The organism is Mesorhizobium sp. P3_A10 (assembly GCF_056403175.1).
The window spans coordinates 170,972-185,791 of the sequence record NZ_JBFUFZ010000003.1; the positions used below are offsets into that span (position 1 = coordinate 170,972).

General features: G+C 59.2%; 14 protein-coding genes. 3 read left to right on the forward strand and 11 right to left on the reverse strand.

Annotated features, from left to right (window positions below; translation table 11 throughout):
• Positions 1-23 precede the first annotated feature (23 nt).
• From AC1DXU_RS13750 to AC1DXU_RS13765, 4 genes are all read right to left on the reverse strand, one after another.
• A complete protein-coding gene (locus tag AC1DXU_RS13750) occupies positions 24-974 on the reverse strand; it encodes an MBL fold metallo-hydrolase (RefSeq protein ID WP_126070435.1) in 951 nt (316 codons plus the stop codon).
• Between the two features lie 59 nt (positions 975-1,033).
• Positions 1,034-2,050: a fumarylacetoacetate hydrolase family protein gene (locus AC1DXU_RS13755; RefSeq protein ID WP_477369224.1), complete on the reverse strand. Its 1,017-nt coding sequence runs from the start codon at positions 2,048-2,050 to the stop codon at positions 1,034-1,036.
• A gap of 65 nt (positions 2,051-2,115) precedes the next feature.
• On the reverse strand, positions 2,116-3,456 hold the full coding sequence (hmgA, locus tag AC1DXU_RS13760) for a homogentisate 1,2-dioxygenase (protein ID WP_477369226.1): 1,341 nt from the start codon (positions 3,454-3,456) through the stop codon (positions 2,116-2,118).
• Positions 3,457-3,617: 161 nt separating this feature from the next.
• Positions 3,618-5,057: an APC family permease gene (locus tag AC1DXU_RS13765; protein WP_126070438.1), complete on the reverse strand. Its 1,440-nt coding sequence runs from the start codon at positions 5,055-5,057 to the stop codon at positions 3,618-3,620.
• A 212-nt stretch (positions 5,058-5,269) separates the two neighbouring features.
• Here AC1DXU_RS13765 and AC1DXU_RS13770 point away from each other — a divergent pair, with 212 nt between their 5' ends.
• Genes AC1DXU_RS13770 through AC1DXU_RS13780 form a run of 3 tightly spaced genes read left to right on the forward strand, consistent with a single transcriptional unit; the run spans position 5,270 to position 8,417 of the window.
• On the forward strand, positions 5,270-6,553 hold the full coding sequence (locus tag AC1DXU_RS13770) for an aspartate aminotransferase family protein (RefSeq protein WP_477370351.1): 1,284 nt from the start codon (positions 5,270-5,272) through the stop codon (positions 6,551-6,553).
• An 11-nt stretch (positions 6,554-6,564) separates the two neighbouring features.
• A complete protein-coding gene (locus AC1DXU_RS13775; RefSeq protein WP_477322511.1) occupies positions 6,565-7,572 on the forward strand; it encodes a phosphotransferase enzyme family protein in 1,008 nt (335 codons plus the stop codon).
• Positions 7,573-7,625: 53 nt separating this feature from the next.
• Positions 7,626-8,417 carry an SDR family NAD(P)-dependent oxidoreductase gene (locus AC1DXU_RS13780; protein ID WP_477369228.1) on the forward strand — a complete coding sequence of 264 codons (792 nt, stop codon included), beginning with the start codon at positions 7,626-7,628 and terminating at the stop codon, positions 8,415-8,417.
• A 30-nt stretch (positions 8,418-8,447) separates the two neighbouring features.
• On the opposite strand, the gene folD is transcribed toward AC1DXU_RS13780, so the two are convergent.
• The 7 genes from folD to AC1DXU_RS13815 all read right to left on the reverse strand — a co-directional run bounded on the left by folD (position 8,448) and on the right by AC1DXU_RS13815 (position 14,796).
• Positions 8,448-9,329, reverse strand: a complete 882-nt coding sequence (gene folD, locus AC1DXU_RS13785) for a bifunctional methylenetetrahydrofolate dehydrogenase/methenyltetrahydrofolate cyclohydrolase FolD (RefSeq protein ID WP_477307813.1) — start codon at positions 9,327-9,329, stop codon at positions 8,448-8,450.
• Positions 9,330-9,339: 10 nt separating this feature from the next.
• Entirely contained in the window at positions 9,340-10,191 is an 852-nt protein-coding gene (gene purU / locus AC1DXU_RS13790; RefSeq protein ID WP_477369230.1) for a formyltetrahydrofolate deformylase, read from the reverse strand.
• Between the two features lie 18 nt (positions 10,192-10,209).
• Positions 10,210-11,136, reverse strand: coding sequence for an electron transfer flavoprotein subunit alpha/FixB family protein (locus tag AC1DXU_RS13795; RefSeq protein WP_477369232.1), 927 nt, complete (start codon positions 11,134-11,136; stop codon positions 10,210-10,212).
• A 23-nt stretch (positions 11,137-11,159) separates the two neighbouring features.
• A complete protein-coding gene (locus tag AC1DXU_RS13800) occupies positions 11,160-11,909 on the reverse strand; it encodes an electron transfer flavoprotein subunit beta/FixA family protein (RefSeq protein WP_477369234.1) in 750 nt (249 codons plus the stop codon).
• Positions 11,910-11,987: 78 nt separating this feature from the next.
• Positions 11,988-13,343: an aminotransferase class III-fold pyridoxal phosphate-dependent enzyme gene (locus AC1DXU_RS13805; RefSeq protein WP_477369236.1), complete on the reverse strand. Its 1,356-nt coding sequence runs from the start codon at positions 13,341-13,343 to the stop codon at positions 11,988-11,990.
• Between the two features lie 12 nt (positions 13,344-13,355).
• Positions 13,356-14,009: an HAD-IA family hydrolase gene (locus tag AC1DXU_RS13810; protein ID WP_477369238.1), complete on the reverse strand. Its 654-nt coding sequence runs from the start codon at positions 14,007-14,009 to the stop codon at positions 13,356-13,358.
• On the reverse strand, positions 14,002-14,796 hold the full coding sequence (locus AC1DXU_RS13815; protein WP_477369240.1) for an IclR family transcriptional regulator: 795 nt from the start codon (positions 14,794-14,796) through the stop codon (positions 14,002-14,004). Before AC1DXU_RS13815 ends, AC1DXU_RS13810 begins: the two co-directional genes overlap by 8 nt.
• Between the last annotated feature and the right edge of the window lie 24 nt (positions 14,797-14,820).

A 14,820-nucleotide genomic window follows, 5' to 3' on the forward strand; every position in this document is an offset into this window, starting at 1 on the left:
CCAATCGAACCCTTCGACAGCATTTATCGCTGCAGGGCGTCCCACATCTGGCGGTCGCGTTCGGCGGTCCAGATCCGTGGAGTGTCGATGCCGAGCGCTTCGTCGTAGGCGCGTGCGACGTTGAATGGCAGGCAGTGTTCGTAGATCGCGTAGGCGGCAAATTTCGGGTCGCACTCGGCTCGGCAGGCGTCCCACGCTTCCTTCAGCGTGCCGCCGCCCTGGGCAACGCGGGCGATCGGTCGATAGGTCGAGCGCACGAAGTCGACAGTGTTGTCGAGAGCCTTTTTCACCAGCTCCTTGCTGGTCAGCGCGTCGCCGCGCCCCGGCGCGATCGCGTCGACGTCAAATGCACGGATCGCCTCGATCGTTGCCGGCCAGTCGCTGAAGTGACCATCGCCGCAGTAGCAAGCAGAGTGATATTCGATGATGTCACCGGTGAACATGACGTTCTGGTCGGGGACATAGGCTACGATGTCACCCGCGGTGTGAGCGCGACCAAGATGCATCAGGTCGACCCGGCGCTTGCCCATATAGACCGTCATGCGCTCCTTGAAGGTCATGGTTGGCCAGGTCAGGCCCGGAATGCTTTCGTGTCCCTGGAATAGGCGCGGGAAGCGCTGGAACTCCGAATCCCAATCTTCCTTGCCGCGCTCGGCGACCATGCCGCGCGCCTTTTCCGACATGAATATCTGCTCCGCATTGTAGGCGGAGGCACCAAGAACCCGGACAGCGTGATAGTGCGAGAGCACGACATATTTGATCGGCTTGTCGGTGACGCGGCGGATATTCTCGACAACCTTGCCGGCGAGCCGTGGGGTGGCCTGCGCATCGACGATCATCACGGCGTCGTCGCCGATAATCACACCGGTGTTCGGATCGCCCTCGGCCGTAAACGCCCAGAGGTCCTTACCGACTTCGGTGAAGGAAATCTTCTTTTCCGCAAGATCGCCCTGCGAAGCAAATGCTTTTGCCATAGTCAAAATTCCTTGTTTTTGCTCGTAGAGAGCTGGTGGAGGAAGGCGGTAACCTCGCCTCAGGTTTGAACACGTTTCTGAACGCTCTGCTCGATCGCACCGAAGATCGACTGTCCTGCCATGTCCTTCATCTCGATACGCACCGTGTCGCCAAACTTCATGAAGGGGGTTTTCGGGGCGCCACTCTGAATAGTCTCGATAGTGCGGATCTCTGCGATGCAGGAATACCCCATGCCGCCCTCGGACACAGGCTTGCCGGGGCCGCCGTCCAGCTTGTTGGACACGGTCCCCGAGCCGATGATCGTTCCTGCGGCGAGCGGCCGGGTCTTGGCGGCATGGGCGATCAGTTGAGGAAAGTCGAAGGTCATGTCGATGCCCGCGTTGGCTTTGCCGAACGGTTCGCCATTCAAGGCAACAAGCAAGGGGAGGTGTAGTTTCCCATCCCTCCAGGCGCTCCCGAGTTCGTCGAGCGTCACGGCCACTGGCGAGAAAGCGGACGAGGGTTTTGAGTGGAAAAAGCCGAAGCCCTTGGCCAACTCCGCGGGAATGAGACCACGCAAAGAGACGTCATTGACCAGCATTACAAGGCGGATGGCTTCACCGGCCTGATCGACGGACACGCCCATTGGGACGTCATCCACAATCACGGCCACCTCACCTTCCATGTCGATCCCGTAAGCTTCGTCGCCCATGACGATGGGATCGCGAGGGCCAAGAAAGCTGTCAGAGCCACCCTGATACATCAGAGGATCGCTCCAGAAGCTCTCCGGCATCTCGGCGTTGCGGGCCTTTCGCACCAACTCGACGTGATTGACGTAAGCCGAGCCGTCAGCCCATTGGTAAGCACGCGGAAGTGGCGAGCAGACGTCACCTTCATAAAAAGGCGTAGAGGGTTGCGAACCTGCCTCGAGGCCCTCGGCGATCTCTCGAAGTCGGGGAGCAGCATTTCGCCAGTCATCGAGGGCTGCCTGAACAGTGCGCGCGATATGACCGACCTCGCAACAGCGGCTTAGATCCCTTGAGACGACGACAAGCCTTCCGTCCCTGGTTGTGTCTTTGATCGTTGCGAGTTTCATGCCGCCAAACCGTCCTTCTTCACCACGTGGCATCAGGATTCATGAATTGATGCGTAGTTGAGGCATCATTTGACGCCTGGGGTTCCGTCAAATTTCCGGTCCAGGTGATCCCAGCATTCCAGGTAGCCCTCCTGCAAGGTCTCGAGCTCGGCGGCGTAGCGCGTCAGCTGCTGCGGATACCGGGTCTCGAACATGAAGGCCAAGGTGTGGTCTAGCTTCACCGGCTTCAGTTCCACGCTGGATGCCTTCTCGAAGCCCATGGCATCCGGGCCATGCGGCAGCATCATATTGTGCAGACTCATGGCGCCCGGTACGAAGCCTTCTTCCTTGGCGTCGTATTGGCCCTCGATGAGGCCCATGAATTCGCTCATGATATTGCGATGGTACCAAGGTGGGCGGAACGTGTGCTCGGCCACCAACCAGCGAGGCGGGAAGATGACGAAATCGACATTCGCGGTTCCCGATTCCTCGGTTGGCGCCGTGAGCACCGTGAAGATCGATGGATCGGGATGGTCGAACAGGATCGCGCCGACCGGCGAGAAGGTGCGCAGGTCGTATTTGAACGGCGCGTAGTTACCATGCCAGGCAACAACGTCGAGCGGCGAATGCCCGATTTCGCTGACATAGAATTTGCCGCACCATTTCACATTCACGCGGCATGGCGTTTCCTTGTCCTCATAGGCAGCGACCGGCGTCTTGAAGTCGCGCGGGTTTGCGAGGCAATTTGCGCCGATAGGGCCGCGATCCGGCAGGGTGAACTTGGCACCGTAGTTTTCGCAGATATAGCCGCGCCAATCGGATCCCTCGCCGAGCCGTGAGACCTTGAACATCATGCCTCGCGGGATCAGGCAGATCTCGGAAGGCTCAACATCAATGATGCCCATTTCGGTGAAAACCCGGATGGCGCCGAGTTGCGGCACAACCAACAGTTCGGCGTCGGCATTGAAAAAGTAATCGTCGACCATGTCGTCATTGAAAACATAGGCATGCGCCGCCATGCCGACCTGGGTCATCACGTCGCCGGCCGTCGTCATGGTGCGAATGCCGGCAAGAAAGTTGAGTTTTTCCGTTGGGGCCGGGATCGGGTCCCAGCGCAATTGGCCGAGCGGCAGGGAATGATCATCGAGGCACGGCGCCGATTTCCAGAACGGGTAGCTGGCGTTGGAAAACCGGCGCGTGTGCCGCACGCTGGGGCGGATGCGGTAGAGCCAGGATCGCTCATTCGTGCCACGGGGTGCGGTAAAGGGCGAGCCTGACAACTGCTCGGCATAGAGTCCGAAGTTGCACTTCTGCGGACTATTCTGGCCCTGCGGCAGCGCGCCCGGAAGAGACTCCGTCTCGAAGTCGTTACCGAAGCCCGGCATGTATTTTGGAGTGTTTGCGCGGTGTATCGGTGCCTGGGCCATTTTCGAAACCTCCGTTCCGCGAAAATTCTAATCTGGTAGCGTTGCCAACCGTCACGTTTGGAACCAATCAGGGCTCGGTCGCACCTGGGCTGGCAGGCGGCGCGATTGAGGTCGAAAGGGCCAGCCGATTAGGCGAGCCCTCTCGTCTTGTCTTGAAGTTGTTACACTCTGTCGGCGTTTAACCGAGCGACGGCTCCAGGCCGCATCATTGCCCTCACCGCCCCGATGACGGCAGCCACCAGGATCGTGGACGGCAGCGCGACAGCCAACGGGCCCGGAGTGCCCGTGAGGATGTCGAAACCGCTAATGCCGAAGTATGCCACGGCAGCAAAGCCTACAGCAGCAAGAGCAGGCATGATCTTCGTCTTGATCGGCTGGTTCGGTTCCAGTTCCGGGTTCTTGTTGAAGAATGCTATGACCGCGAGGCAGACCGCGAGCATCAGAAGGATGATGCATATGACGGCCACGTTCGCGATCCATGCGAACAGGGTAAGTAGCGGATCGAGGCCTGCGATGGCGAAGACCGAGATCACCGCGAGTGCGATAACCGTCTGCACGATCGTGGCGCGATGAGGACTCTGATAGGTGTCATGAGTGCGGCCGAGCCAGGCCGGCACAAGACCTTCTTTGCCGAGGAAGTAGAAATACCGGGCGACATGATTGTGGAAGGCCAGCAGGCAAGCGAAAACACTGGTCACGAACAACACGCGCATCAACACAGCCAGCCAGTTGCCGACATATTGATTTGCGATGTTGAACACGAACTGGATCGGGTCGCCGATGTTCTGCAGCTGGGTGACAATCGTTGACGTGCCCGCAGCCTCGACGATCCAGATGGTCGAGATGGAATAGAAAACGCCGATCAGGAGGACTGCCGCGTATGTGGCGAGCGGAATGGTCCGCTTCGGATCTTTCGCCTCATCACTGTAGAGGGTTGTGGCTTCAATGCCGATGTAGCAGCCGAAGGCAAACACGAATGTGACACCCAGTGCGGACGTGCTTGGCATACCCGACAGCGAAAGCGGGGCGAGATTGAACCCACCAGGAACGCCTTTGTAGACGATCATCAGGTCAAGGATCAAAACCACCGCGAATTCGGCGATGACGAGAATACCGAGCACCTTCGCGGAAAGGTCTATGCGTCGATAGGCAAGGATCCCGATCAGAGCCGACGCGCAAAGACTGAATGCCCACCACGGCACCGTGACACCGGTGAATGTCTTGACCAGATCGGTGCAGACAGGGCCGAACATCCCCGACATGCCGATCTGCATGCAATTGTAGCCGAGAAGCGCCACAATGGCGGCCGCTCCGCCGGCGGTCTTTCCTAGTCCTCTTGTAATCAGGGTGTAGAACGAAGCCGCATTGTGCACATGGCGGGCCATCGTCACGTAGCCCACCGAGAAAATCAGTACCAGTATCATCATCAGCATGAAGGCCGGGACGATCGCCGTGCCGTTGCCGAAGAGAATGGCGACGGGCAAGACGCCCGCCATATTGGTGAGCGGGGCCACGGCAGACACCACCATCAACGTGATGGCCGCTGCTCCCAGTGTCCCTGCCCGCAGCCCACGATCAGCCGAGGTTTGTTCCTTTGACATCCAACTTCCCCTTCTAGAGTTCATCGGCGTCATTGGTTCATTATTATCACCGATGGTTCTTTATCATGTGATTTTTTTTGGAAATGTCAACCGGCCTGCAGCGACGCTATTTTGCGACGGCATACTTGACATCGATCAAGCCTCGGACCGATAATCTATCTGATGGATATAATAATGAACCGATGGTCGAACAAACCACAACAGGCTGGATGATGGACGACACGCAGGCTCTGCTCGCCAGGCGCGAGAAATTGCTCGGAAAGAACACCTCGATCTTCTACGAGAATCCTGTGCATCTCGTCCGCGGAGAGGGTGTCTGGCTGTGGGACGCGGACGGCAAGCGTTATCTAGACTGCTACAACAACGTGCCCCATGTCGGCCATTGCCACCCGTATGTAGTGGATGCGATCTGCCGACAAGCTTCAACGCTGAACACACACACCCGGTATCTCCACGAAGGCATCCTGAACTACGTAGAACGACTTTTGGGTTACTTCGACGATTCGCTGGATGCCGCAATCCTGACCTGTACCGGTAGCGAGGCGAACGACATCGCTCTTCGGATGGCACAAGCCGTCACAGGAAAGACGGGGGTGATCGCAACAGACTTCACCTACCACGGAAACACGACCGCCGTTTCCCAGCTGTCGACACGTATGCCACCTGTCGGAGGCTATGGCGGCCATGTCCGTCATGTATCGGCACCCGACAGTTACCGGCCACTGGGTGGGGTTGCGGGCGAACCGTTTGCTGCTGCTTTCACCGCTGAGGTAGAGAAGGCGATCCGTTCGCTTGACGAGAGCGGACACGGGTTCTCGGCTTTGATCGTCGACCCGTTCTTCGCGAACGAGGGCTTCCCCGATTTGCCCAAGGGATTCTTGACGGGAGCGGCCGAAGCGGTGCGAAAGGCTGGCGGTCTTCTAATTGCCGACGAAGTCCAACCTGGGTTTGGCAGGACTGGCGACAACATGTGGGGACATCAGCACGCCGGCATCGTTCCCGATGTCGTCACGCTGGGCAAGCCGATGGGAAACGGACATCCCATTGCTGGCGTCGTGGCGGGATCGGAGACCCTGAACGCATTCCGCAAGGCGTTTCGATATTTCAACACCTTTGGCGGCAATCCGGTTTCCTGTGCTGCGGGCATGGCCGTACTCGAGGTGCTGGAAGACGAGAAACTGGTCGAAAACGCAAAAAACGTCGGCAAATATGCCAAGGACGGCCTCGTGCGGTTGGCGCAAAAGCATTCCGTCATCGGCGACGTGCGTGGCAGCGGACTGTTTTTCGGGGCGGAACTTGTGCTCGACAGGGCGGAGAAGACGCCCGCGCCTGAACTCGCAACGCGGCTCATCAACGAAATGCGCAAGCGCGGGGTTTTGATGGGCAAGCTCGGCATCCACCAGTGCGCGACGAAAATCCGCCCGCCGATGCCCTTCACTACGGAAAATGCCGACCTGTTGATCGGCACCCTCGATGACGTGCTGACAGCGCTCTAGGGAGATTTGTCGTGGGAGACATTTCCGAGGCGCTATCTGCACGTCTTTCACTCAGAGCCAAGGAAGCACTCGCTCACTGGGGACTCTCGCCCCAGCAGCCGGAGCTTCTGAAGTACCGTGAGAATGCAGTCTTCAGGATTGCACTTTCGGACGGGCGCCCCGCGGTCCTGAGGCTCCACCGTCCTGGATACCACAGCGCCGCGGCCCTTGGTTCGGAGCTGCAGTGGATGAAGGTGCTGAGGCAAGGCGGAATCGAGGTCCCGACGCCCCTCCCCACTCTCAACGGCGGCGACTATATAGCGCTGCCGTCGAGCGTGGACTTTCCCGAACAGAACGCCGACATCGTGTCTTGGCTCTCCGGAGCGCCGCTGGGCCAATCGGGCGTGATGCTTGAGCACGAACCGCAAGATCTCGTTCGCCTGTTCAGCGCCCTCGGCAACAAGATGGCCGATCTCCACAACATCAGCGACGCCTGGGTATGTGGCGATGCTTTCGACCGTCCATCCTGGGACAAGGACGGTTTGCTCGGGGAGACCCCTCTATGGGGACGTTTCTGGGATTTCGACGCTCTGTCGGTGGCAGACCAAAACAAACTCGGTAGGCTTCGCGGTATCTTGTCGTCCAAACTCGAGCGCGTCCAGAACCTTGATTTCGGCCTGATCCATGCAGACCTCGTCAGGGAGAACGTCCTGGTGACGCCAAGCTCCGTCCAATTCATAGATTTCGATGACTCCGGTTACGGGTGGCGTGTCTTCGATATCGCAACGACGCTATTGCGCAACCGCAAGGAGCCCCACTACCCGGCAATCAAGAAGGCGGTTCTCGATGGCTATAGGCAAAGCAGGGAACTGTCTGAACGTTCCGAATCGCTGCTGCCGCTCTTCCTGCTTCTGCGTAGTCTTACGTACATTGGATGGATCGGAGAACGCCCGGAATTGGCCGACAATGGCGCACGCTTGTCACGCTACCTCGACGATTCATACGGTCTTGCGGACGACTATCTTGGCACAGGCTGGTGATCTTGAACGCGGTTCCTTCTGCAATTTGGTGGCTTAGGAAAGGGTAATCGGAGATGCCTTCGGCAGTCGACGAAAGCAGGCCTGTAGCCCTGATAACAGGCGGAGGCACAGGGATCGGTGCGGCCATCGCATTGAAATTGGCGTCCACGCATTTCGTCGCAATCTGCGGGCGAAGAGAGGCAATCCTGCAAACCGTCGCCAACCAGACGGGCGGACTGGCGATTGCGGCTGATATAAACGTGCCCGCTGACGCGGCAGCCTTAGTTGAAAAGGTCGTTGCCCATTTCGGTCGCCTGGATTCGCTGGTCCTGAACGCAGGCACTGTCATCGCCGCATCCGTTTCGGAGATGTCCATTGTCGACTGGCAAACCCAAATCGACGTCAATCTGACCGCGCCGTTTGTAATGGCGAAAGCTGCAATTCCGCATCTGCTGCGGACAAAAGGAGCGATCGTCACCATCTCGTCCGTTGCGGGCGCAACGGCCGGTGCCGGGCTGGCCGCCTACAGTGCGTCGAAAGCCGGTGTGACGCTCCTAACCCAGACGATAGCCCTTGAATACGCTCGCCATGGTCTTCGCGCCAACGTGATTGCCCCGGGCTGGGTGCGAACGGAGATGGCCGATATGGAAATGGGCATGCTGACCGAAGGCGGGGACCCAGAGCCGGGATATCGCCGTGTCACGCGGCTCGTGCCGCAACGGCGGGCAGCTGACGCGAGCGAGATTGCAAATGTCGCCGCGTTCCTACTCTCGCCCGAAGCCTCGTATGTCAACGGCGCCCTGATCAACGTCGACGGAGGCAGCAGCGTGGTCAATCAAGGACTCGTGGAATTCGACCAAGGCTGAGGCAATGATTGGTCGCTGCTAGAGTCTTCTTCACCGAGCGCTGCGCTGGGCGGCCTTAAGGGTGTTGGCCATGAGCATCGCGATCGTCATCGGCCCGACGCCGCCGGGCACGGGAGTGATTGCCCCGGCAATTCGACAAGCGTCCTCGAAATCAACGTCGCCGACTAAACGTCCCTTTCCGGTGCCATCGGCTGCGGGTAGTCGGTTAATACCGACGTCGATAACCGTGGCACCCGGTTTGATCCAGTCTCCCTTCACGAAGTCCGGCTTGCCGACAGCGGCGACCAGGATGTCGGCCCCTCGGCAGATCTGTTCGATTTCCGCTGTTCGGCTGTGCGCGATCGTTACGGTCGCGTTCGACGCGAGCAGCAGATTGGCCATCGGTTTGCCGACGATGTTGGACCGCCCGATGACCACCGCCGTCAAACCTGACAGGTCCTTGCCCCGGACCGACTCAATCAGCAGCATCGCCCCTGCTGGCGTACACGGGACGAGCGCGCCCTCGAGTTCGCCAGTTCCCAGCATACCCACATTGACATAATGGAACCCATCAACGTCCTTGTCAGGCGATATCGCCTGAATAATCTTTCCTGCATCCAGATGTTTTGGCAAAGGCAACTGCAGAAGGAGTCCATGAATTTTCGGGTCTTCGTTCAATGTGTGCACCAGGCCAAGAAGTTCTTTCTCGGACGTGATTTCGGGCAATTCATACTTTCGTGAGAGGAAGCCGCACTCTTCGGCCTTCCGCCCCTTCGAGGAGACGTAAACCTGGCTGGCTGGATCACTTCCGACGATAACCACGGCAAGACCAGGATTGATGCCGGAACTCTTCAAGGCCTCAGTTTCGAGTTTTACTCGTTCGAGTATTGAAGCCGCCACGATTGCTCCAGAGATGATGACTGGTTCTCTCATCTGGCCCTGGTCACGCGAAAACGATTGTCTTGTGGCCATTGAGCATTACCCGGCGCTCCAGGTGCATCTTCACCGCCCTAGCCAGCACCCTGCTTTCGATATCCCGGCCCGTGGCGACGAAATCGTCGGCGGTCATCGTATGCGTCACACGCTCCGTTTCCTGCTCGATGATCGGCCCTTCGTCGAGATCAGGCGTCACATAGTGGGCTGTTGCGCCAATCAGCTTCACGCCGCGTTCGAAGGCCTGATGATAAGGCTTTGCTCCCTTGAACGACGGAAGGAACGAGTGATGGATGTTGATGACTTTTCCGAACAGCCGGGTGGAGAGGTTGTCCGAGAGCACCTGCATGTATCGGGCTAGCACCACAAGATCTGCCTCCGTCGTCCGGACGAGATCGAGCAGCACCTTCTCCTGTTCCGCCTTGTTGTCCTTGGTGACGTTGAGGACGTGATAGGGAATACCCTCTATCTCTGCGGTTCGGCGGCTGTCCTCGTGGTTCGACACGACAGCTACAACCTCGACCTGCAGCCATCCCACACGGATTTGGTAGAGCAGATGCAACATTGCATGGTCGAATCTGGAAACCATGATGATGATCTTCAGCTTGCGGCCGGCGTCGACGACATCGGCCTTCATGCCGAAGCGGTCCAACACGGGCTTCACAGCGTGTTCGACCTGTTCCTTGGTTGTGGGCTGCCTGAATTCGACGGCGATGCGCATGAAGAAGCGGTTGGAAAGGCGGTCCCAGAACTGGTTGCTCTCGGTGATATTGGCGCCCAGGGCGGAAAGTTCCGTCGCGACCGCCGCGACGATGCCGGGTTGGTCGTCGCAGGACAGGGTAATCGTGTAGGATTGCGTCACGTTTTCATTCCCCTCGTGTCAAATTTTGGCAAGTTCGGGAAGGACATCAAAAAGGTCGGCGACGAGGCCGTAGTCGGCAACCTGGAAGATCGGCGCCTCCTCGTCCTTGTTGATGGCGACGATGACCTTGGAATCCTTCATGCCGGCAAGGTGCTGGATGGCGCCGGAGATGCCCACCGCGATGTAGAGATCGGGAGCCACCACCTTGCCGGTCTGGCCGACCTGCCAGTCGTTCGGCGCATAGCCGGCATCGACCGCGGCGCGCGAAGCGCCAACAGCCGCACCGAGCTTGTCGGCGACCGGCAGGATGACCTCCTTGAATTTTTCCGCCGAACCCAGCGCACGGCCGCCCGAGATGATGATCTTGGCCGAGGTCAGTTCCGGACGGTCGGTGTCGGAAAGCTTGTTCTCAATGAAAATGGAGAGCCTCGGGTCGGCTGCCGGCGAGACAAGCTCGACGGCAGCCGCATTGCCTTGGGAGGCGCTCGAATATGATGCGGTGCGCACGGTGATCACTTTCTTGGCGTCGGTTGACTGCACCGTCTGGATGGCATTGCCGGCATAGATCGGACGCTTGAAGGTGTCGGGCGAGACCACTTCGATGATTTCGGAGACCTGCGCGACATCGAGCAGGGCGGCGACGCGCGGCGCGACGTTCTTGCCCGACGAGGTCGCCGGCGCAATGATGGTGTCGTAGGCGCCGGCCAGCGAGACAACGAGTGCCGCCGTCGGTTCGGCGAGGCGCTCGGCCAGTTCATCGGCCTCGGCCAGCAGCACCTTGCTGACGCCCTTCAGCTTGGCGGCGGCTTCGGCAGCTGGCTTGGCGCCCTTGCCGGCGACCAGCACATGCACGTCCGAGCCGATCTGCAGGGCCGCCGACAGTGCCTTCGCGGTCTGGTCGGAAAGGGTTGCGTTATCGTGTTCTGCGATGAGGAGAATGGTCATTTTTCTGGTCCTTTCCCGATCGCTTACAAAACGCCGGCTTCGTTCTTGAGCTTGTCGATCAGCTCGGCGACACTCTTGACCTTGACGCCCGCTTTGCGGCCGCTGGGCTCCTCGGTCTTGAGCACTTTCAGGCGCGGCTTGACGTCGGCGCCGTAGTCGGCCGGGCTCTTTTCGTCGAGCTGCTTCTTCTTGGCCTTCATGATGTTGGGCAAGGAGGCATAGCGCGGTTGGTTGAGGCGAAGGTCGGCGGTGACGATCGCCGGCATCTTCAGCTCCACCGTCTGCAGGCCGCCGTCGACTTCGCGCGTCACCTTGGCCTTGTCGCCGTCGATGACAACCTTGGAAGCGAAGGTGCCCTGTGCCCAGCCCAGAAGGGCTGCCAGCATCTGGCCTGTCTGGTTCGAGTCGTCGTCGATCGCCTGCTTGCCGAGGATGACGAGGCCGGGCTGTTCAGCGTCGACGACGCCCTTCAACACCTTGGCGACGCCGAGCGGCTCGGTCTGTTCGTCGGTCTTGACCAGGATGGCGCGGTCGGCGCCCATGGCGAGCGCGGTGCGCAAGGTTTCCTGCGCCTGCTGCGGTCCGATCGAGACGACGATGATCTCGTCGGCCTTGCCGGCTTCCTTCAGCCGGAGCGCTTCTTCGACCGCGATCTCGTCAAACGGGTTCATCGCCATCTTGACGTTGGCGAGTTCCACCGCCGAACCATCAGCCTTGACGCGAACCTTGACGTTCGCATCCACAACTCGCTTCACGGGTACAAGGATTTTCACTTGATTGTGCCCTTATTTTCGGGGTGAGTTTCCCTATTCCGGGACCACATGGCCCAGGCAATATTCCATCTCAATCAATCATCGCCCGGCTTGCGCGAGGCCCACATCGAGTGCGGCGACGATCCGCTTCACATCTGCCGCCGTGATGACGAGCGGGGGTGAGATGATGACGTTGGCACCGGAAGTGCGGACCATGACGCTTTCTTCGTATGCGGTGTCGAAAACCTTCTGCACGACGTCTTTGGCCGCGGCCGATTGCGTCTTGCGGTCCGACACCAGTTCAAGCGCGCACATCAGACCGAGACCCCGCACGTCCCCTACCAGCTCATGCTTCTCCTTGAGGCCTTCAAGGCCCACAAGCAACTCCGCTCCCCGGGCCTTTGCATTCGCGGCGACGTTGAGACGTTTTGTTTCGGCGAGCGTCGCGAGCGCTGCGGCGGCTCCAACTGGGTGACCTGAATAGGTGTAGCCGTGGCCGATCGAGCCAATGGCGCCCTTGGAGGCCTCAAATACCGTTGCCACCTTTTGGCAGATCATCACCGCGCCGAACGGAAAGTATCCGTTGCTGATTGCCTTGGCCGTGCACATGAAGTCCGGTTTGACACCCCAGCCACGCGAGCCGGTCCAGGCGCCCGTGCGTCCAAACGCTGTGATCACCTCGTCGGCGATCAGCAAAATGCCGTGCTTGTCGCAAATGGCACGCATCAATGGCATGAAGGTTTCATGCGGCACGATAACGCCACCCGACCCCAGCACGGGTTCCATGATCATGGCAGCGATCGTATCGGCCCCCTGGAAGGCGATCTCATCCTCGAACTGGCGAGCGATCGCCTGGGCAATCTCCGCCGGATCAGAGGTGCCGAAGGGATTGCGGTAGGCATAAGGTGCGGCGAGATGAAAAACCCCAGGTAGCAACGGCTCGTAGTTGCGGCGGAAGTTGGCATTGCCATTGACCGATGCGCCACCGAAATGCGTGCCATGGTAGCCCTTCTTGAGGGCAACAAACTTGGTGCGCTCGGGTTGGCCATTGATCTTGTGATACTGACGCGCCAGACGCAAAGCGGTCTCGACCGAATCCGAACCGCCCGACGTGAAGAACGCACGAACGAGGCCGTCTTCCTTGAACCATTCCGCCAGCTCGTATGAGAGCTCGATCGCCGGCGACGGCGATGTGCCGCGGAACGCGGAATAATAGGGAAGCTGGTCCAGTTGATCGCGGATCGCCTTTTTCACCGGCTCGCAAGAATAGCCGAGGTTGACATTCCAAAGGCCGCCGACGGCATCGAGCAGCTTCCTGCCGTGGATATCGGTGACCTCAACCCCCTCGGCCGCATTGATGATGTGCGGCGGGTTCGCTTGCATCTCGGCGGGATGCGCCATGGGATGCCACATGTGGCGGGCGTTGTTCTCAACAAGGAAATTCGTCTCTCGCACCCTCTGTTCCTCTCAAATTCCCAGCATCTTGATTGCCTGGGCATAGCTTTCGCCTGGCCGGGTAACATCGAAGTGCACGATGTGCATCCCGACGTCCGACGCTCCTTTGATGTTCTTGGCCTGGTCGTCCACGAACACGCAATCCGAAGGGGCAAGGCCAAGCCCGTCGAAGACGAACCCGTATGCGCGCGGGTCGGGTTTCAGGATTTTTGTGTACGTCGCGTCGACGATCAGGTCGAACATCTGAAGGAATGGAAGCTTGGACCGAAATCCCGCGCCATAGAACAGATCGAGCTCATTCGACAGGATGGCAAGCTTCTTACCCGCGTCCTTGGCAACCTCAATCGCGCGCAACGCCTCTGGTCTGATCATCAGCTGCGGATCATCACCCCGGATGCGCTGGAGGAACACGGGGAGTTCATCCCAGGTCTCGCCGAGGAGCTTGCCGGTCTCGCGTGCCCGCGTGTACCAGTAGTCCCGTTCGGTGATTACCCCGGACTGCATCTGTCGCCACAACGCGTCGCCATCGGTGTCGAAGGGGCCCATCCAGCCAAGGGTTCCTGCAGGCAATCCCAAGGCGGCCTCGTTTTGGCGCTGGGTTTCAAAAACCGTTTTCGAGATCACACCGCCGAAATCGAGGACAAGCGCGCTACGGCGTTCAGGCATCAAGAAGATCCTTCGTTGCACGCAGGATGCTCGCATGAGGTTCAGCGCCGATTGCGCGAGATATTTCCACCGAAGCCCCGACTAAGAGCCGTGCGGCTTTCAACTGCCTGTCCTTCGTCATTCGAGATGCGACACCGGCGATCGCCACCGATCCAAAAGCGTCGCCACTGCTGGAAAAGATCGGCGCGGCGACACCGCTCGATTCCACTTCAAAAGACCCAGGCGCAAAGGCGAAGCCGCGATTCCTGATTTGGTCCAATTGCGTCCGCAGTTCCTCTTCGTCGACCACGGTATTTTTCGTGTACCTGACCAATTCTCCCTCGGCAAAAACCCCGTCGCGGACCTCAGGCGCGGCGAACGCCAGAAACGCCAGACCAGATGCGGTCGCATGAAAAGGCAGCAATTGCGACGGGTTCACCCAGACACGGGTCGATCTCTTCGGCTCCGTCACCGCAACCGTGATCATTGCGGTCTCTGCGGCCAGTGTGGCGTGCGCGGTTTCTTCCATCTCCTCGGCAAGCCTGTCGAGCACGGGATTGATGAATGACAGGAGCGGGAAACTAGCTTCTCTAACCCGAGCCAGCCTGAGTACGGCAATCCCCAGGCGGTATTTCTTGGTTTCCGCATGCTGTTCCACAAAGCCGTTGCGAATAAGCGCAACGAGGATCCGAAGAGTCGTTGCTTTGTCGATTTTGGACTTTCGGGCGAGGTCGCTCAGGCCCCATTCCGGGTCCTGCACGGTAAAATATGAAAGTAGATAAAGCGCCCTATCGACGCTTTTCATCATTGGAACTGTTTCCCCAGGTCCGGA